Raw genomic sequence first — 18,060 nt, 5'->3', positions numbered from 1 at the left:
GGCCGACGACCCGGGGGAGAGGGCGGCCGTGGCACGGTCTGGGCGATGAGCCGGCGTTCGGAGCGCGACACCTCGGTTGCGCGGCGCGCGCGGCGGCAGGCTGCGTGGCGGGCGCCGTGGCGTGGGCGGGCTGCCGGGCTGCTCGCGGTCGTGCTCGTCGCGGGCGTGGTGGGCGCGGCATCTGTGGCATCAGCGGCGTCGGTGTCGTCTCTGGTGTCGGCGGTGGCGGCGCCGAGCGCGGGCGGCGCGGGTCTCGCGGGCGCTCAGAATGCGGTCCCCACAGCAGACCCGGGGCGCGCAGTGCAGTCAGGGGCCGCGGCGCAGACGACGGATGCCGGGCCCGGCGCCACGCCGCACACCGGCGCGGCGGCGCCCGGACCGATCGGCACCCCGACGGCCGCACCCGCGCAGACCTCGGCGGGCGGGTCGACGGGGGCGCCCACGGCCGGGTCGGACCGGAGCGGCGCGGGCGCGGCATCCGTCGCCGGCTGGCTGCACACCGACGGCGCGACGATCGAGCGTGAGGACGGGTCGCCGTTCGTCATCAAGGCCATCGCCTGGTTCGGCATGGAGACGAGCAATTGCGCCCCGCACGGCCTCTGGTCGATCAGTCTCGACGCCGGTCTCGCGCAGATCGCGTCGATGGGGTTCAACACTATCCGGCTGCCGTTCTCGAACGAGTGCCTCGCGGCGGCGCATTCGACGTCGATCGATGCGAACGCGAATCCGGGGCTGGTCGACCTGTCGCCGCTGCAGTTGATGGACGTCGTGGTGCAGTCGGCGAAGGGCTACGGGCTCAGCGTCATCCTCGACCGGCACCGGCCCGACTCGGGGGCGCAGTCGGAGCTCTGGTACACCGACCGCTTCAGCGAGGCCACCTGGATCGCCGACTGGACGATGCTCGCCGAGCGGTACGCGTCCGAGCCCGCGGTGATCGGGTTCGACCTGCACAACGAGCCGCACGGCACGGCCTGCTGGGGGTGCGGCGACGAGGCCGTCGACTGGCGGGCGGCCGCGACTCGGGCGGGCGACGCCGTGCTGGCGGTGAACCCGCGGCTGCTCATCGTGGTCGAGGGCGTCGAACAGCAGGGCGACGGCAGCCGCACCTGGTGGGGCGGCGGGCTCGCGGATGTCGCGGCGGCGCCGGTGGCGCTCTCTGTGGCGGATCGGGTGGTGTACTCGCCGCACGACTACCCGGCGTCGATCTTCTCACAGGCGTGGTTCGCGGCGGCGGACTATCCGGCGAATCTGCCCGGGGTGTGGGACGCGAACTGGGGCTACCTCGTCACGGAGAACATCGCGCCCGTGCTGGTGGGGGAGTTCGGCACGAAGCTCCAGACCGCGTCGGACCGCGCCTGGCTCGGAGCCCTCGTCGACTATCTGGCGGTGAACGCGCTGAGCTTCTCGTATTGGTCGTTCAACCCGAACAGCGGCGACACGGGCGGCATCGTGCAGGACGACTGGGTGACGCCGCAGGCGGAGAAGCTCGCGGCGCTCGCCCCGGTGCTCGGGGAGGGGGCGCCGGTGGTGCCTCGGGCGCCGGTGGCGCCGGGGGCGGGGGACGGGGACGGGGCTGGGCCTGGGGGCGGGGCTGGGCCGGAGTCGGGTTCGGGCACGCCGGCTCCGGGTGCGCCGCGGCCTTCGGGCGAGCCGACGCCGTTGCCGTCGGTGGCACCGGATGCGCCGGGCACGATCGGCGGATCGGCCGGTCCCGGGCCGATCGGCGGGGCCTCGGGCTCACCGACCCCGTCGGGCTCGCCGGCGACGCCGAACGTGCCGCCGCCCGCGGTGCCCCCTGCCGTGCCGCCCCCTGCCGTGCCGCCCTCGACCGGATCGCTCGGCGACCTCTCGGCCTCGTGGGCGCTGCAGAGCGAGTGGCAGGCCGGGTACGTGGCGGAGGTGTCGGTGACGAACAGCGGCGGGTCATCCGGGTGGAGCGTCTCGTGGCCCGACCCGAACGCCACTGTGGTCGTGAACTCGTGGGGCATGGACTGCGCCGTGAAGGCGAAGACCGTGACCTGCACGGGCACCGACTGGGCCCGCTACGTGGCACCGGGCGAGACCGTGACGGCCGGTGTGCAGCTCGACTCGACCTCGGCGCCGCGTGCGCCGGTGCTCACGCTGGTGGCCGGCTAGCGATCGTCTCGAGGGGCACCTGGTCGCACCGGGAGGTCGTCGCATCGGGAGGTCGTCGCATCGCCGCATCACGACGGGCTGCGTCGCGGATTGCTTCGGCCGGGGGTGCCACTCGAAGCATCCGTTGGTCAGGCGGACGAGCACTTCGGCAGAGAGCGCGCACGAGGTGTGCCACGAGGCGGTCGAGCCGGTGTATCACCGCCGCGATGCGCCTAGCAGGTTGAGCCGGACGCGGGCGCCGCATGACGCATCCGGGGAGAGCGGGTGAGCCGAGGACGCCTACGAGGCAGCGCGGCCGCGCCAGACCGATTCGCCGCTGCTCCGCGATGCAGTTCGAGGGCCGCGCGGGCCGCTGACGTCGCACGACGAATCCGTGCGCCGAGCGGCCGAACGGGTTCAGCGAGGGTGCCATGAGGCGCACGACGACACAGTGACGGCCGAATGCACAGGGGTGTCTCCGCACCGTGATGCGCCCCGCGGGTTGCGTTGACCGCGGGGCCGCAGAGACATCCGGAGGCCGGGGGAGCCGGCCGAGTCGGCCGAGGGCGCGCACGAGGCGCATCACCAGGCGGTGACGGCCGAAGCGGGCGAGGGTCGTTTCTCCGCGGCAGAAGCGCACGAAGAAGCGGGCGCCGGAGCGGGTGCGTAGCAGGGTGTGCACGAGTCCGCGGCGGCGTTCGAAAGCGGCCAGCAGCTCGGCGCCGACGCGTTGTTCGGCGCCGAGTTCGGTGCGAACGCGGTGCTCGTAGCCGGCGAGGGGGGCGGGGCTGCTGGCAGCACCCGCAGACGCGGTGGCGGCCGCGGCCTCGCCGGCCCAGGATCCGGAGCGGAGGGCGAACGAGATGCCCTCGCGGGTCCAGGGTTCGAGCAGGCCGGCGGCGTCGCCCGCCACGATGACCCGGCCGCGGCGCACCGGCGAGTCGGGCGTGCGCCACTGCGTCAGGTGACCCGACGAGTGCAGCGTCTCGGCGTCGTCGAGCGCGAGGTGGTGCCGCCAGGCGGCGAGGTAGTCGCGGGTCTGATCGGGCGATCCCTTGCGCTGGATGACACCCACCGTCAGGCTGTCACGCTTCGGGAACACCCACGCGTAGCTGCCGGCGGCGCCGCCCCAGTCGAGGTAGACGCGGTCGCGCCAGCGGCGGTCGTCGGCGGGCATCGCCACTTCGTCTTCGAGGCCGAGGTCGATGCCGCCCGGCATGACGCCGACGTGGCGGCCAGTTCGTCCGCCCGTGCCGTCGGCGCCGATCACGACCCGCGCCGCCGCCGTGCCGAGCGTGGTGCGCACGAGGATCGGCCCGGCTTCGCCGCCGGCAGGCCCGCCCGGCCCGGGGGACGCGTCGCCCTCGGCGATCTCGCGCACGGTCACGCCCTCGACGAAGCGGGCACCGGCATCCGTCGCCGCCGTCGCGAGAGCGTCGTCGAACGCGGCCCGGCGCACCATGGCGAGATAGGGATCGGGCGCGCGCAACCGCGTCGAGCGACGGAACCGGTCGGTGATGACCGAATCGGTGACCCTCGACTCGATCGTGGCCCGGGCCGCTTTGGGAATGAGCTGCAGCGACTCGCCGAGCAGCCCGCCGCCGCAGGTCTTGTAGCGCGGAAACCGCGCACGATCGAGCAGCAGAACGGATGCGCCGTGTTCGGCGGCGACGCGGGCGGCAGTCGATCCGGCGGGACCGGCGCCGATGACGATCACATCCCAGGTGAGGGAGTCAAAGGTCCAGTCGGGAGCACCGGCGGTGGTCGGCATTGTTTCAGGCTAGTGCCGGGCGCCGGGTGCTACCGTCGCTGCATGCTGACGCTCGCCGACATCGCGCCCGAGGGCGTGCTGCTCGCGGGCGCCGGGCGCGCCATCCTGCTGCAGATCGCCTACCCCGAGATCGGCTACGGCGTGGCCCGGCACAGCGACTTCGCGAACCGCCCCATGGACCGCCTCAACGCCACCCTCAGCTACATCTACGCGCTCTCGAGCGGCTCCGACGACGACGTGCGCATCATGCAGCGTGCCGTGAACCGCGCCCACGCCGGCGTGCGCAACCCGCCCGCCGTGCCCTCCACCCCCGGCACGCGACGGACTCCGGATGCCTCGCCGCGCCCCGCGGTCGCGCAAAATGCTCCACCCGCCGCGGTAGCCGACACTTTGCGCGACCCCGATGCTCGCGGGGCGGCATCCGGTGGTGCCGCGGTCGCACAAAGGGCGGTAAACGGGGGCGCAGGGGACACTTTGCGCGACCGCGAGGGGAGCGCGCCGGGACCGCGGGCCGGAGACCCGCACTACGACGCCCGTGATCCGCAACTGCAGTTGTGGGTGGCGGCGACGCTCTACGACACGGCGCTCACGGTGTACGAGACGGTCTACGGTGAGCTCGACGACGTGTCGGCCGAGCGGGTCTACCGCGAGTATTCGCGGCTCGGCACCACTTTGCAGATGCCGGAGCACCTCTGGCCGGCGACGCGCGCCGAGTTCCGGGCCTACTTCGACGAGACCCTCGAGCGCTTGCGGGTCGACGACACCGTGCGGGCGGTGGCCGGTGCACTGCTGCGTGCCGAGAAGGCGCCGCTCGTCATCCGGCGGGCGATGCCCGTCGCGCGACTCGTGACGGTCGCCCTGCTGCCCGAGGCGGTGCGGCGCGAGTTCGGATTCGCCTGGTCCGACGCGCGTCAGCGCCGCTTCGCGCGGCTCGTGCGGGTGGGAGCGCCGATCTACCGGGTGCTTCCCCGCGGCATCCGTCGCTGGCCGCAGCGTCGCTATGTAGCCCGCATCCGCGCCGACTACGCCTGACGGGGGCCGGACTTCGCCAGGTGGGCGCGCGTCAGCTCGCCGACGCCAAGCCTGGTCGGCCCGGGGCCGCCGCGCGCTTGTTCGGGAGGCAGCCCATGGCAGCTCGCCCGCTCGAGCCGGGCGCCGACGCCAAGTGCCGTCAGCCCGGGCCCGCCCCAGCCCGGCCCGCCTCAGCCGCGCCCTGTGCGACCGAGCGCGCGTGCCAGCGACCGTGGCGGTGCTCGATCTCGATGGGGTGGTCGAAGCACGCGGTGATGTTCGCGGTGGTGAGCACGTCGGTTGCCGGCCCGACCGAGGTGACGCGGCCGTCGGCGAGCAGCATGGCGTGGGTGGTGGTGCGCGGCAGCTCTTCGAGGTGGTGAGTCACGAGCACCGAGGCGAGCTCCGGATGCGCCGCCCGCACCCGGTCGACCGTGTCGAGCAGCTGCTCGCGTGCGGCGACGTCAAGGCCGGTCGACGGCTCGTCGAGCAGCAGCAGTCGGGGGTCGGTCATGAGGGCACGTGCGATGAGGGTGCGACCGCGTTCGCCCTGCGAGAGGGTGGTCCACGGTTCATCCGCCTTGCCGTCGAGGCCGAGCAGGTGCACGTAGTCGTCGGCGCGTGCGAGGTCGGCATCCGTGGGTCTCCAGTGCGGCACCAGCTCGATCGTGCCCGTGAGTCCGGTGAGGACGACCTCGCGGATGGTGAGGGCCGACGTGAGCGGATGCCGCGGATTCACATGCCCGATCGACTGCCGCAACCTCTGCAGCTCGACGCGACCCAGGCGGTGGCCGAGCACGAACACCTCGCCCGAGGTGGGGTGCTGCACCGCTCCGCACAGGCTGAGGATGGTGCTCTTGCCGGCCCCGTTCGGCCCGATCAGCGCCCAGTGCTCGCCGGCGCGCACCGCCAGGTCGATGTCGTCGAGGATGACGCGGCCCTTGCGCACGAAGCGCACCGACCGGAGTTCGAGCACAGGCGCTGTTGAGTTCACCCGACCATTCTGCCGCTGTGCGCGCGGCCGCACGCACCGGGCGGGCCCGCCGATCAGGTCGAACTGGCCTTCTTGACCCGGTCGATCAGGTCGCGCCAGGGGCCGAGGTGGCGCTCCGGCACCTGAGCGTCGCGCTCGGTCTCGGGTTGCAGCACGCGGATCGTGTAGACGAACCGGTCGGGATCGGCGTCGACCGGCTCGGGGCCGTTCCACGGGCAGGACTCCACGAGAGAGAGCCAGGAGTCGACGTCGGCGGGCTCCGACGCGGTGACGGTCCAGCTGGGTCGCAGCCCCGCCACCCCGCCCGTGCGCGCCACGGTGATGCGCAACTCGCGCGCGGGCATGTCGGCGCTGGAGGAGCTGCCCGGCGAGCTGTCGCCGCTGGCCGAATCGCTGCCGTCCGCGCCGTCGCCGCCTGCGTCGCTGCCGGGCCCGTCGTCGCGGCCTGCACGACTGCCGGGCGCGTCGTTGCGGACTGAGCCGCTGCCGTGCCCGTCGTCGGGGGCTGATCCGTCGCCGGTCGCGTTGTCGCCGCTGACCGCGCCGTCGCGAGCCGAACCGCTGCCTGGCGCGCCGTCTTGGGTCGAACCACCGCCAGGCCCGCCGTCGCCGGCCGAATCGCTCCCGGGCGCGTCGCCGACCTGCGCCCCGCCGCGCCGCTCGTCACTCTGCTCGGTCATCACTCCTCACGCCCACGGTAGACCATGCGCGCTCGATGGCCGAGAGTTCGGCCGAATCGTCGCCGAAGCGCACCCGGGCCGCAGCGAGGGTGGCGTCGGCGAACTCGGCGAAGGTCGCGGTGGGGCTGAGCGGGCCGATGATCGTGTCGTACCAGACCCGCCCGACGCCCTCCCAGGCGTTTCCGCCGAGCTCGACGGCCGCGAGGGCGAACGCGCGATTCGGGATGCCGGAGTTCAGGTGCACCCCGCCGTTGTCGTCGGCGGTGTCGATGTAGCCGGCCATGTCGGCGGGCTGTGGGTCTTTGCCCAGCACGTCGTCGTCGTAGGCGGTGCCGGGCTCGATCATCGAGCGCAGCGCGCGCCCCTCGACGGCGTCGGTGAACAGGCCCTCGCCGATCAGCCAGCTCGCGGCATCCGCTCGCTGGCCGAGGCTGTGCTGCTCGACGAGGGCTCCGATCACGTCGGAGAACGACTCGTTGAGCGCCCCCGACTGCCCCTCGTAGGCCAGGCCCGCCGTGTATTGGGTGACGCCGTGGGCGAGTTCGTGGCCGATGACCGAGAGCGACGCGGTGAAACGGCCGAAGACCTCGCCGTCGCCGTCGCCGAACACCATGCGCTCGCCGTCCCAGAACGCGTTGTCGTAGTCGTCGCCGTAGTGCACGGTGGCCTCGAGCGGCAGGCCCTTGCCGTCGACCGAGTCGCGGCCGAACGCGTCGAGCAGCAGTGCGAAGGTGGCGCCGAGGCCGTCGTAGGCCTCGTTGACGGCCACGTCGCCGGTCGGGGCGTCGGACTCGCGACGCACCAAGCGGCCCGGCAGCGTCTCGGTGTTTCCGGCGTCGGCGATGGTGCGGTCGACGACGGGCACGAGCGGTGCGGCCGCGAGCAGCTCCTGCGGCGTCGCAGGGCTCGACGCGGTGGCCCGCACCCGCTCATCGCGCAGCGGGGAATCGGCGAGCAGCGACCGCCTCGCGGCCTCGGCCGCTCTCTGCAGACCGAAGGCGTCGGCCTGCGCGATGCGGGCCAGCAGGTAGGGCGGCACGATCGAATGCGCCCCGCGAGACCGGTGCACGGCCCCGGCGGGCGGACTGGCGGCGGTGCTGGGCAGAGGGGTGTTCGACGCGAGAGGGTTCGGCAAGTGCGACATGACTCGACCCTACGGTGGGCCGCCGACACTGCACCGCGATGTCCGATTTCCGCTAGTGAGGGTCGCCGGCGCGTGTGAGACTCGATGCATGGACTTCGACGAGCGCTACCGCATCATCCAGTCGCGCGACCGCCGCTTCGACGGCCAGTTCATCACGGCCGTGCGCTCCACCGGCATCTACTGCCGCCCGAGCTGCCCCGCCCGCACGCCGCACGCCGCCAACGTCACCTTCTATGAGACCAGCGCCGCGGCCCACGAGGCCGGCTACCGCGCGTGCAAGAGGTGCCTGCCCGAGGCGGTGCCCGGCACCCCCGCCTGGAACCTCCGCGACGACCTGGCCGCCCGTGCCATGCGGCTCATCGGCGACGGACTCATCGAGCGCGAGGGCGTCGACGGCCTCTCCCGCCGCCTCGGCTACTCGAACCGCCACCTCAACCGCGTGCTGAGCCACGAACTCGGCGCCGGGCCCCTCGCCATCTCGCGCGCACTGCGGGCCCAGACCGCCCGCACCCTGCTCACCTCCACCGATCTCTCGATGAGTGACATCGCCTTCGCTGCCGGATTCTCGAGCATCCGGCAGTTCAACGACACGGTGGCGGAGGTCTTCCAGCTCACGCCCACCGAGATGCGCGCGCGGCAGTCCCGGGCGCAGCCCGCCGTGCCCGGGGCGATCGAACTCACCCTGCCCTATCGCGAGCCGTTCGACGCGGCCGGAGTCTTCACCTGGCTCGCGGCCCGTGCCGTGCCCGGGGTCGAAACCGTCGGCACCGACAGCTACACCCGGTCGGTGGCGTTGCCCGGTGGGCCCGCGTGGTTCACCGTGCGCCAGAGCGCCTCGAAGCTCGTGCTCGACGCCCACCTCACCGCGCTGGCCGACCTGCCGGTGCTCGTGTCGCGCATCCGTCGCCTGTTCGACCTCGATGCCGACCCGGTGGCGGTCGACGCGGCGCTCTCGGCCGACCCGGTGCTCGCGGAGCGGGTACGTGCGCTGCCCGGCATCCGCCTGCCCGGAGCCGTCGACGCCCACGAAATGCTCTTCCGCGCCATCATCGGGCAGCAGATCTCGGTGGCGTCGGCGCGCACGCTGCTGCACCGCCTCACCCTGGCCGCGGGCTCGCCGCTCGAACAGGTTCCGGATGCCGCCGCCGCAGCATCCTCGTCCACCACCGCGTCATCGCCCCCCACCCTCCTCTTTCCCACGGCGGCACAGGTGGCCGAGCACGCCGGCTCGGTGCTCACCGGCCCGCGCGCGAAGATCGCCACCGTCGTGCGCGTGGCCGAAGCCCTCGCCTCGGGCGACCTCGAGATCTCGTTCGGCGACGACGCCGCCGAGCAGCGGCAGCGACTCGTCGCCATCCCGGGCATCGGCGACTGGACCGCCGGCTATCTCGCCATGCGGGTGCTGAAAAGTCCCGACGTGCTGCTAACCGGTGACGTCGCCGTGCGCAGCGGCGCGCGCGCACTCGGCTTTCCGCACACCCCACGCGACCTGGCCGCCTGGGCCGCCGACTTCGCCCCCTGGCGCTCCTACCTCTGCCTGCACCTCTGGGCAGCCGCGCCCCCGCCTCTCCGGCGCGCCCCCGCCGCGTCGGCCGCGACGGCTACCGCCGATGCCGCCGCGCCGGCCGCCGCCAGGCTCACTCCCGCATCGGCGGCCGCCGATGCGCCGCGGGTCCCACGCACCACCAAGGCCACCCCGGCGCTCACACCGGCCACGTCGCCGACCGTCCGCTCTGGACGCGCTGTCGGCACCGCCGCCACCGCCCTCAGCGTTGCCGCGCCACGGACCACCCGCACCACCGCACCCACCACCACCCCCACCACCGAGGAGATCGCATGAGCGCCACCATCCAGTTCGTCGAGACGCCCGACGGCCCGTTCGGCATCATCGCCGACGACGAGGGGCGAGTGCTGTCGTCGGGGTGGACCAGCGACGTCGACGCCCTGCTCGGCCGCCTGGGTCCGGCTCTCCGCCCGGCCGAGGTCGAGCCCGGCGAGACCGCCGCCGCCGACGCCGTGCGCGACTACTACGCGGGTGACGTCACCGCCATCGACGACGTCGTCGTGGTGCAGAGCGGGGGAGAGTTCCACCGCCGCGGGTGGCAGAAGCTGCGCGAGATCGCCCCCGGCGCCCCGCTCTCCTATCAGGAGTTCGCGGCAGCCCTCGACCGGCCCACCGCGGTGCGTGCCGCGGCCAGCGCGTGCGCCCGCAACGCTCCGGCGCTGTTCGTGCCGTGCCACCGGGTGCTGCGCAGCGACGGCTCGCTCGGCGGATTCGCTTGGGGCGTCGACGTCAAGCGCTCGCTGCTCGCGCGCGAGGCCGCCGCGATGCAGCACCAGCTGCAGCACTAGCACCGCCACCACCAGCACCCAACGACTGAATCGGCGAAAAAAGGCACCTGCGTCGCTATGGAGGCTCGAAGGCCCGAAAACTCGCCCGTTCGAACAGCATCGGGCCCGCTGTCAGGCGAGGTGGTCCCAAAGCGGATTCGGCTGGGGCGTCGACGTCAAGCGCTCGTTGCTCGTGCGTACCGCCGCCGCGATGCAGCACCAGCCGTTGCGCCGGCTGCAGCGGGGACACCGCCACCAGCACCCGCTGCCGGAATCGGCGAAAAAAGGCACACTCGTCCACCATTAGGGCTCGAAGGCCCGAAAATTCGCCCGTTCGAACAGCATCGGGCCCGCAGTCAGGCGAGCAGCTGCCGGTGGCGGATTGGCGGGGCGTCGGCGTCAAGCGCTCGTTGCTCGCGCGCGAGGCCGCCCGGATGCCGCACGAGCACCGCCGCCACCAGCACCCGCCGCCGGAATCGGCGGAAAAAGGCAGCCATCATCCACCATGGGGGCTCGAAGGCCCGAAACTCCGCTCATTCGAACAGTCGGGCCGGCCGAAGATCCCAGTGACGGATTCGCTGGGTGTCGACGTCAAGCGCTCGCTGCTCGCGCGCGAGGCCGCCCCGATGCAGCGCCAGCCGGTGCGCCAACCGCCGCACGAGCACCGCCGCCACCAGCACCCGCCGCCCGAATCGGCGGAAAAAAGCACCCATCGTCCATCAGGCGGGCTCGAAGGCCCCGAAATTCCGCCCATTCCAACAGCGTCGGGCCGAGGGTCAGGCGAGCAGCTCCCGAACGCGCGGAATGACCCGCGTGCCATAGAGCTCGATGCTCGTCATGAGCTTGTCGTGGCCGAGGCCGCCGTTGCCGTACTTGAGGTCGAAGCGGTCGACGCCGAGGGTTCTGACGGCGTTCGCGATCTTCGTGGCGACGGTCTCGGGCGCTCCGACGTAGAGCGAACCGTGCGGCCCGACCTCCTGCTCGAAGTGCGCCCGGCCCATCGGCGACCAGCCGCGCTCGCGGCCGATGCGGTTCATCAGCGCCTGGTAGTGCGGCCAGAGCTGCTCGCGGGCTTCTTCGTCGGTCGCCGCGATGTGGCCGGGGGAGTGCACGCCCACCGGCTGCTTCTCGAACCCGTACTGGTCGAGCGCCCGCGAGAACAGGTCGACGTAGGGCGCGAAGCGCACCGGGTCGCCGCCGATGACGGCGAGCATGAGCGAGAAGCCGTAGCGCGCGGTGCGCACCACCGACTCCGGGCTGCCGCCGACGCCGACCCAGGTCTTCAGCAGGCCGTGCTCGACGGGCGGGTAGACCGCCTGGTCGACGAGCGGTGCCCGCGTGCTGCCCGACCAGGTGACGGGCGTCTGTTCGCGCACCGCGGCGAACAGATTGAGCTTCTCTTCGAAGAGCTCTTCGTAGTCGGAGAGCTCGTAGCCGAACAGCGGGAACGACTCGGTGAACGACCCGCGACCGAGAATCGCCTCCGCTCGCCCGTTCGAGAGCGCGTCGAGCGTCGAGAACCGCTGGAACACCCGCACCGGGTCGTCGGAACTCAGCACCGTCACCGCCGACCCCAGACGGATGCGCTCGGTGCGGGCCGCGACCGCCGCCAGCACGACCTCGGGGGCCGACACCGCGAAGTCGGCGCGGTGGTGCTCGCCGAAGCCGATGAAGTCGACGCCGACCTGATCGGCCAGCACGCCCTGATCGACGAGGTTGCGCAGCACCTGCCCGTGAGGCAGCGGCGTGCCGCTCTCGTCGGCGGTCACGTCGCCGAACGTGTCGAGTCCCAATTCGAGCTGCTGTGCCATGCGTGTGCTCCCTGCCTGCCGTCGTGCGCGCCGGTGCGGAGCGCCATGTTCATACGAACGTATGAAGCTCCCAACCGGACGTCACGGCCCAGTATTCCGCGACCGGGATGCCTCTGCTCGAGCGACCGGGCGGTCAGCGCTCAAGCGACGGGCGGTCAGGACGGTCAGTGCTCGAGCGTGATGACGAAGTAGGGCCCGTCGTCGTCTTGCAGGATGCGAGCCTGCCCCCGGAACCCTGCGAAGTCGACCGTGCCCGTTCCCGGCACGATGTAGCCGAACGCCGACGAGTCGTCGGGATGCTGCAACGCCCCGTGATGCACGGTGACCGACCCCGACCGGCCGTCGTCGAGCGTGCCGGTGATGCGCTCCACCGCGAGGTAGCCGCGGCTCTGCTCGTCGCCCGACGACACGAAATGGGCGACGCTCGACCCGACGAGTCCGGCCGAGTAGGCCTTGCGCATCACGATCGCGCCCACCCAGTCGACCGGGGCCTGCGGGGGTTGCGGCGGCTCGGCGAGCCCGGTGAGGTCGGCCGGCTCCCACCCGGTGACGGCGAAGCGGGCGGTGATGGTGTCGTGGTCGGTCATGCGACCAGGGTACGGATGCGCCGGGGCTGGAGTCTTGAAGAATCGCGACGATCGCGGCATCCGTCGGCCGCCCCGGCGCCTGTGGACACGCCCGGCAGCGCTGGTGCCCCACGGGCGAAAGCGTGAGGATGGAGCCATGACCGGTTTCGAGAGTCTGCCGCCCGCGATCGTGGATTTCTTCGAGGCGACCAACGACGGCGACCGCGAGCGGTTTCTGAACGCCTTCGCCGACGACGCGGTGCTCGACGACTGGGGTCGCTCATTCCGTGGCCGCGACGGCATCGCGAGCTGGAACGAGAGCGATAACATCGGCGTGCAGAGCCACTTCGAGTCGTCGGGGTTCACCGTGTCGAACGGCGTCTACGCCGTGGCGATCACGGTGACGGGCAACGGCTACAACGGCGGCGGAACCATCGCATTCGCGCTCGAGGGCGACCGCATCTCGCGCGTCGACATTACGGGATGACGGCGAGATGACCGAAGCGCGATGACCAGCAGGGGAGAACACGCATGAGCACGATCATGGTCGGCTACGACGGATCGCCGTCGGGCAAGGTGGCGCTCGACTGGGCGCTGCGGCGCGGCGAGGCCACGCAGAGCGACGTCGACGTGGTCTACGTGGCCGACACCTCGTGGGACTCCCCGGCCTTCACCGCCGCCCCTCTGCTGCAGCAGCAGGGCGAGGTGGTGCTCGCGAGCGCGGCCTTCAACGCCGACTCGAAGGCGCCCCACGTGTCGGTCACCTCGCGGGTGCTCTCGGGCAACCCGGTCACGGTGCTCTGTGCCGAGGCCGAGGCGGCGGGAGTCGACCTGCTCGTGGTGGGCACCTACCGCAAAGACGCCTACGAGCGGCTCACGACGAGCGCGGTCAGCCTGCGGGTGGCGGCGTCGGCGAAGGTGCCGGTGGCGGTCATCCCCGACCTGCCGGTCACGCACCGGGCCGGAGTCGTGGTCGGAATCGACGGCTCCGACGCCTCCGCCGACATCCTCGAGCACGGCGTCGCCGAGGCCGCGCGGCTCGGCGAGCCCCTGCACGTCGTGAGCGCCTGGACCGTGCCTCCCCTCACCATGCCCGACTTCACCGACGGCTCCGAGCTCTACGACGCCCTCGAGGAGCGCGCCCAGGCGGGCGTCGAAGCGGCACTCGCCCAGATCGACCCCGACCACCCGGCCGTGTCGATCCGCACCGAGGTCGTGCTCGACTCGCCCGCCGCGGCCCTGATCAAAGCGTCGAAGGATGCCGCCCTGCTCGTCATCGGCAGCCACGGGCGCCGCGGCATCAGCCGGTTCCTGCTCGGCTCCGTGAGTCACGACGTGCTCATCCACACCCCGTGCCCGGTCATCGTGCTCAGGATCGCCCAGACGCGGTAGCCCGCGCCCCCCGCACGCTCGGCGCGGCACCCCCTGCGCCCGCACGCCGTCGGCGAACGCTCGGCCACCCTGCGGCGCGCGCCCGGATTCGGCCGGTATCGTGTCCGTGTGTCCGACAGTCCCGCTGCGCAAACGCCCTACGAGGTGCTGGGCGTCGACCCCCAGGCCAGCCACGACGAGCTGCGCCGTGCCTACCGCCGCCTGCTGCGCGCCACGCACCCCGACACCGGGGGCACCGCCGCGCGGTTCACCGCCGTTCAGCACGCCTGGGAACGGGTCGGCACCCCCGAAGACCGCGCCGCCTACGACCAGGGCCACGGAGCCCGCACGATGGCACCGGATGCCCCCACCGCCCACGCCGCCGGCGCCTCGGGTTCGTCGTCGACGCCCGGTGCCGGGTTCGGCGGCAGCGGCCGCGCCCGCAGCTCGTCGGTGCGCGCCCGCAGCTACGGCCACCCGGGCGGCCAGGAGCGCGAGCAGTACCTCACCCTGCTGCGCGAGTGGGTCGGCCGCGGCGTCACCGTCTCCGACCCCTACGACCCGGGGCTCGTGCGGTCGGCGCCGCGCGAGATCCGCGGCTGGCTCGCCAAGGCGATCGCCGAGGAGTCGACCGCGGGCCTGGTGTCGAACCTCGGCATCGGCTTCACCATCTGGAACAACGTGCTCACCGGCCGCAGCATCGGCGGCGTGCCCGAGACGATCGACCACGTCGTGCTCGGCCCCGCAGGCCTGTTCGCCATCCAGTCCGAAGACTGGGGTGGCGAGGTGCGCCTGCGCAAGGGCGAGATCGTGGGCGAGGGCGTGCACCCCGACGCCGAGCCGCTGCACGAGCTCAGTCGGGGAGCGCGGGCGCTCGGGAGGTCGCTCGGTGTGAAGTTCACCTGTCTCGTCGTGGTGGTTCCGGATGACGCCCTGGCGGAACCGGTGCTCTCGGTCGAACGCGGCCGGCTGGCCGGGTCGGTCGTGGTGCGGCGGTCGCTGCTGCCCCAGTTGTTGCGCAACGGGGTCGGAACCGCCGACCGCACGAGCATCGACCGCGCCTTCGAACTGCGCCCGCGCCTGCAGCGCGGCATCCGCTTGGCCTGACGCCTGCCCCCACAACGCGGGGGCCGAGCTGAGTTGTTCTCAACACCGCCGGCTCGGTAGGGTTCGATCACCCTGTTCGAGGATCACCCTGTCGACGATCACCCCGTCGACGATCACCCTGTTCGAAGGAGAGCACCGTGTCGAGACCCGGCCTGGCCGAGCGCGCACGCTATCGGTTCGACACCTGGATGTCGCGGGGCACTGTCGCCCTCATGCTGCTGCTCGCGGCGGCCACCGTCGTCTTCGTCGTGGTGCTCGCCGTCATCGTCTACCTCGTGCACGCCTACCCCGACGACGCCTCGAGCGCCGACTTCCTCGACGTGCTCTGGGGCAACCTCATGCGCACGCTCGACCCCGGCACGATGGGCGGCGACAGCGGGTGGGGGTTCCGGGCGCTGATGCTCGTCGTCACGGTCGGCGGCCTCGTCATCGTGGCGAGCCTGATCGGCATCGTGTCGGGCGCGTTCGACTCGAAGGTCGACGAGCTCCGCAAGGGCCGCTCGCGCGTGCTCGAGTCGGACCATACCCTCATCCTCGGCTGGAGTCCCAAGGTGTTCTCGCTCATCGGCGAGCTCGCCCTCGCCAACGAGTCGCGCGGGCGTAGCGCCATCGTGGTGCTCGCCGACCGCGACAAGGTCGAGATGGAAGACGCCATCCGTGCCGAGGTCGGCCCGACCGGCCGCACCCGGGTGATCTGCCGCACCGGCGACCCGATGAACCTCCACGACCTCGAGCTCGTCAGCCCCCACGACGCCCGCAGCATCGTGCTGCTCGCCTCCGACGGTGACGACGATCCCGACTCCACCGTCATCAAGACCGCGCTGGCCCTCACCAACAATCCGGGCCGCAAGGCCGGCGCCTATCACATCGTGGGGGAGCTCGAAGATCCCGGCAACCTCGAGGCGGCGCGTCTGGTCGGCCGCGACGAGACGCACTGGGTGCTGGCGAGCGACCTCATCAGCCGGGTCACCGTGCAGACCTGCCGGCAGAGCGGGCTCAGCGTCGTCTACACCGAGCTGCTCGACTTCGGCGGCGACGAGATCTACTTCACCGAACAGCCCTCCCTCACCGGCAGGCCGATGGCCGAGATCCAGGGCGCCTTCTCGCGCTCGACCGTCATCGGCATGGTCTCGGGCGGAACGGTGGTGATCAACCCATCGGGCGACACCGTGCTGGCCGCGGGAGACGAGCTGATCGTGATCGCAGAAGACGACAGCACCATCGCGCTCGCGGCATCCGTCGCCCCCGACGAGCGGGCGATCGTCGCGCCGGTCGAGATCGAGGCGGTGCCCGAGCACACCCTCGTGCTCGGCTGCAACGCGGGGCTCGCCATGATGCTGCGCGAGTTGCACGACTACGTGGCGCCGGGGTCGACCGTGCGGGTCGTCGCCGACCAGGAGCCGCCGCCGCTGCCGCACCTGCGGGGGCTCGACGTGACGTTCCTGCGCGCCGACGTGACCAGCCGGGCGGTGCTCGACGACCTGCGGGTCTACGAGGCCGACCACATCATCGTGCTCGCGGCGAAGGAGACGTTGCCGGCCCAGCGCGCCGATGCCCGCACGCTGATCACCCTGCTGCACCTGCGTGACATCGCCGAGCGGCACGAAGTCGATCTCAACGTGGTGAGCGAGATGCTCGACGACCGCAATCGCGAGCTGGCGGAGGTCACCAACGCCGACGACTTCATCGTGAGCGAGAAGCTCGTGAGCCTGATGCTCTCGCAGGTGAGCGAGAACCGGCTGCTCGCCGACGTGTTCGCGACCCTGTTCTCGAGCCAGGGCAGCGAGATCTACCTGCGGCCCGCCGAGGCCTATATCGTTCCCGGTGTGCCGGTCGACTTCTACACCGTTCTCGAGGCGGCCCGGCGCTCGGGCGAGACGGCGATCGGCTACCGGGTGGCGGCCGACGCGCACACCGCCGAGCGGGCCTACGGCGTGCATGTCAATCCGCCCAAGGAAGAGCAGATCGCGTTCGCGGCGGGCGACCGGGTGATCGTGCTGGCCGAGAACTGACACCATGTCAGACCCGTGCTGTCGGCGCTGTGCTGTCGCCGCTGTGCCGTCCGCGCCGTGCTGTCGGCGCTGTGCTGTCGCCGCAACCCCGTCAGACCAGCAGCAGGATCTTGCCGATGTGATCGGAGCTCTCCATCAACCGGTGAGCCGCGGATGCCTCGGCGAGCGGAAACCGGGCGGCGATCAGCGGGCGCACCGCACCGCTCTCCAGCAGCGGCCACACGTTCTCGCGCACGCTCTGGATGATCTCGGCCTTCTCGGCCGCCGGGCGGGCGCGCAGGCTGGTCGACCGGATGGTTCCGCGCTTCCTCATCAGGGCGCCGAGATCGAGCCGAGCCTCGGCGCCTCCCATGCTCGCGATGTTGGCGATGCGGCCGTTCGTTGCGAGGGCCCGCACGTTGCGGTCGAGGTAGTCGCCGCCCACCACGTCGAGGATCACGTCGGCGCCCCCGGCCTCGTCGTTCACCCGCTCGACGAAGTCGTCGTGCGTGTAGTCGATCAGGATGTCGGCGCCGAGCTCACGGCACGCCTCGAGCTTCGCCGCCGACCTCGCCGTCACCGCCACCCGGGCGCCGAGGGCGTGGCCGAGCTGGATCGCCATGGTGCCGATGCCGCTCGACCCGCCGTGCACGAGCAGCGTCTCGCCGGCCGCGAGGCCGGCGAGCATGAACACGTTCGACCACACGGTCGCCACCACCTCCACGAGCCCGGCGGCATCCACGAGGTCGACGCCGCGGGGCACCGGCAGCACCTGGCCGACCGGCACCACGACGCGTTCGGCGTAGCCGCCGCCGCCCAGCAGGGCGCACACGTGGTCGCCCACCGCGAAGCCGGGCGCGCCCGTGCCGGGCGCACCGGTGCCTGCCGCACCCGGGCCCGTCGACCCGCGGTCGTCCGCGGTGCGTTCAGCGGCCGGCCCGATCGCCGACACGATGCCCGACACCTCGAGCCCCGGCCACTCCGGCACGCCCGGAGGCGACGGGTAGCGCCCCTCGCGCTGCGACACGTCGGCCCGGTTCACCCCCGCCGCCACCACGTCGATCTGCAGCTCGCCCGCTCCGGGCCCCGCCAGTCGAACCTCCGCCACCTCGAGCACCGAGGCATCCCCGGGCCGCGTCACCACTACTGCTCTCATGCGCTCCACGCT

Annotated in this window: 17 protein-coding genes; 8 read left to right on the top strand and 9 right to left on the bottom strand. The window is 72.4% G+C overall.

The genetic code is table 11. From position 1 onward, the window contains the following. Nucleotides 1-45 precede the first annotated feature (45 nt). A complete protein-coding gene (locus N1032_RS07905) occupies nt 46-2,136 on the top strand; it encodes a cellulase family glycosylhydrolase (RefSeq protein ID WP_259538478.1) in 2,091 nt (696 codons plus the stop codon). Here the strand turns inward: N1032_RS07905 and N1032_RS07900 are convergent. Further along, nucleotides 2,117-3,886: a geranylgeranyl reductase family protein gene (locus tag N1032_RS07900; RefSeq protein WP_259538477.1), complete on the bottom strand. Its 1,770-nt coding sequence runs from the start codon at nt 3,884-3,886 to the stop codon at nt 2,117-2,119. The genes N1032_RS07905 and N1032_RS07900 overlap by 20 nt on opposite strands. A 42-nt stretch (nt 3,887-3,928) precedes the next feature. Between N1032_RS07900 and N1032_RS07895 the strand changes: the two genes are divergently transcribed. Next, nucleotides 3,929-4,918: an oxygenase MpaB family protein gene (locus N1032_RS07895; RefSeq protein ID WP_259538476.1), complete on the top strand. Its 990-nt coding sequence runs from the start codon at nt 3,929-3,931 to the stop codon at nt 4,916-4,918. 139 nt (nt 4,919-5,057) lie between these two features. On the opposite strand, the gene N1032_RS07890 is transcribed toward N1032_RS07895, so the two are convergent. The 3 genes from N1032_RS07890 to N1032_RS07880 are packed head-to-tail and all read right to left on the bottom strand — an operon-like array spanning nt 5,058 to nt 7,715. Then, nucleotides 5,058-5,891: an ABC transporter ATP-binding protein gene (locus N1032_RS07890; RefSeq protein ID WP_259538475.1), complete on the bottom strand. Its 834-nt coding sequence runs from the start codon at nt 5,889-5,891 to the stop codon at nt 5,058-5,060. 53 nt (nt 5,892-5,944) lie between these two features. Continuing rightward, nucleotides 5,945-6,571, bottom strand: coding sequence for a protealysin inhibitor emfourin (locus N1032_RS07885; RefSeq protein ID WP_259538474.1), 627 nt, complete (start codon nt 6,569-6,571; stop codon nt 5,945-5,947). Beyond that, a complete protein-coding gene (locus N1032_RS07880) occupies nt 6,555-7,715 on the bottom strand; it encodes a M4 family metallopeptidase (RefSeq protein WP_259538473.1) in 1,161 nt (386 codons plus the stop codon). Before N1032_RS07880 ends, N1032_RS07885 begins: the two co-directional genes overlap by 17 nt. Before the next feature lie 88 nt (nt 7,716-7,803). Between N1032_RS07880 and N1032_RS07875 the strand changes: the two genes are divergently transcribed. After that, nucleotides 7,804-9,555 carry a DNA-3-methyladenine glycosylase 2 family protein gene (locus tag N1032_RS07875; protein ID WP_259538472.1) on the top strand — a complete coding sequence of 584 codons (1,752 nt, stop codon included), beginning with the start codon at nt 7,804-7,806 and terminating at the stop codon, nt 9,553-9,555. Further along, nucleotides 9,552-10,067 carry a methylated-DNA--[protein]-cysteine S-methyltransferase gene (locus tag N1032_RS07870; protein ID WP_259538471.1) on the top strand — a complete coding sequence of 172 codons (516 nt, stop codon included), beginning with the start codon at nt 9,552-9,554 and terminating at the stop codon, nt 10,065-10,067. Before N1032_RS07875 ends, N1032_RS07870 begins: the two co-directional genes overlap by 4 nt. A 335-nt stretch (nt 10,068-10,402) precedes the next feature. Here N1032_RS07870 and N1032_RS07865 read toward each other — a convergent pair whose 3' ends face one another. The 4 genes from N1032_RS07865 to N1032_RS07850 all read right to left on the bottom strand — a co-directional run bounded on the left by N1032_RS07865 (nt 10,403) and on the right by N1032_RS07850 (nt 12,444). After that, on the bottom strand, nt 10,403-10,546 hold the full coding sequence (locus N1032_RS07865) for a hypothetical protein (RefSeq protein WP_259538470.1): 144 nt from the start codon (nt 10,544-10,546) through the stop codon (nt 10,403-10,405). 33 nt (nt 10,547-10,579) lie between these two features. Next, nucleotides 10,580-10,759, bottom strand: a complete 180-nt coding sequence (locus tag N1032_RS07860; protein WP_259538469.1) for a hypothetical protein — start codon at nt 10,757-10,759, stop codon at nt 10,580-10,582. Between the two features lie 63 nt (nt 10,760-10,822). Then, the gene (locus N1032_RS07855) at nt 10,823-11,857 is read right to left on the bottom strand and encodes an LLM class flavin-dependent oxidoreductase (protein WP_259538468.1); all 1,035 of its coding nucleotides are present in this window, start codon (nt 11,855-11,857) and stop codon (nt 10,823-10,825) included. Between the two features lie 164 nt (nt 11,858-12,021). Continuing rightward, complete coding sequence (locus N1032_RS07850) at nt 12,022-12,444, bottom strand: DUF3224 domain-containing protein (RefSeq protein WP_259538467.1); 423 nt, start codon at nt 12,442-12,444, stop codon at nt 12,022-12,024. 136 nt (nt 12,445-12,580) lie between these two features. On the opposite strand from N1032_RS07850, the gene N1032_RS07845 reads away from it, so the two are divergent. The 4 genes from N1032_RS07845 to N1032_RS07830 all read left to right on the top strand — a co-directional run bounded on the left by N1032_RS07845 (nt 12,581) and on the right by N1032_RS07830 (nt 16,913). Beyond that, entirely contained in the window at nt 12,581-12,910 is a 330-nt protein-coding gene (locus N1032_RS07845; protein ID WP_259538466.1) for a nuclear transport factor 2 family protein, read from the top strand. A 44-nt stretch (nt 12,911-12,954) separates the two neighbouring features. Then, nucleotides 12,955-13,815 carry a universal stress protein gene (locus N1032_RS07840; RefSeq protein WP_259538465.1) on the top strand — a complete coding sequence of 287 codons (861 nt, stop codon included), beginning with the start codon at nt 12,955-12,957 and terminating at the stop codon, nt 13,813-13,815. A gap of 108 nt (nt 13,816-13,923) precedes the next feature. Next, the gene (locus N1032_RS07835) at nt 13,924-14,901 is read left to right on the top strand and encodes a DnaJ domain-containing protein (RefSeq protein ID WP_259538464.1); all 978 of its coding nucleotides are present in this window, start codon (nt 13,924-13,926) and stop codon (nt 14,899-14,901) included. Between the two features lie 137 nt (nt 14,902-15,038). Beyond that, complete coding sequence (locus N1032_RS07830; protein WP_259538463.1) at nt 15,039-16,913, top strand: CASTOR/POLLUX-related putative ion channel; 1,875 nt, start codon at nt 15,039-15,041, stop codon at nt 16,911-16,913. A gap of 91 nt (nt 16,914-17,004) precedes the next feature. Here the strand turns inward: N1032_RS07830 and N1032_RS07825 are convergent, their stop codons facing one another. Beyond that, a complete protein-coding gene (locus tag N1032_RS07825) occupies nt 17,005-18,048 on the bottom strand; it encodes an NAD(P)H-quinone oxidoreductase (RefSeq protein WP_259538462.1) in 1,044 nt (347 codons plus the stop codon). Nucleotides 18,049-18,060: the final 12 nt, after the last annotated feature.

The organism is Herbiconiux daphne (assembly GCF_024979295.1).
Lineage (GTDB): Bacteria > Actinomycetota > Actinomycetes > Actinomycetales > Microbacteriaceae > Herbiconiux > Herbiconiux daphnes.
This window is presented reverse-complemented; position numbering and strand designations above follow the sequence as displayed.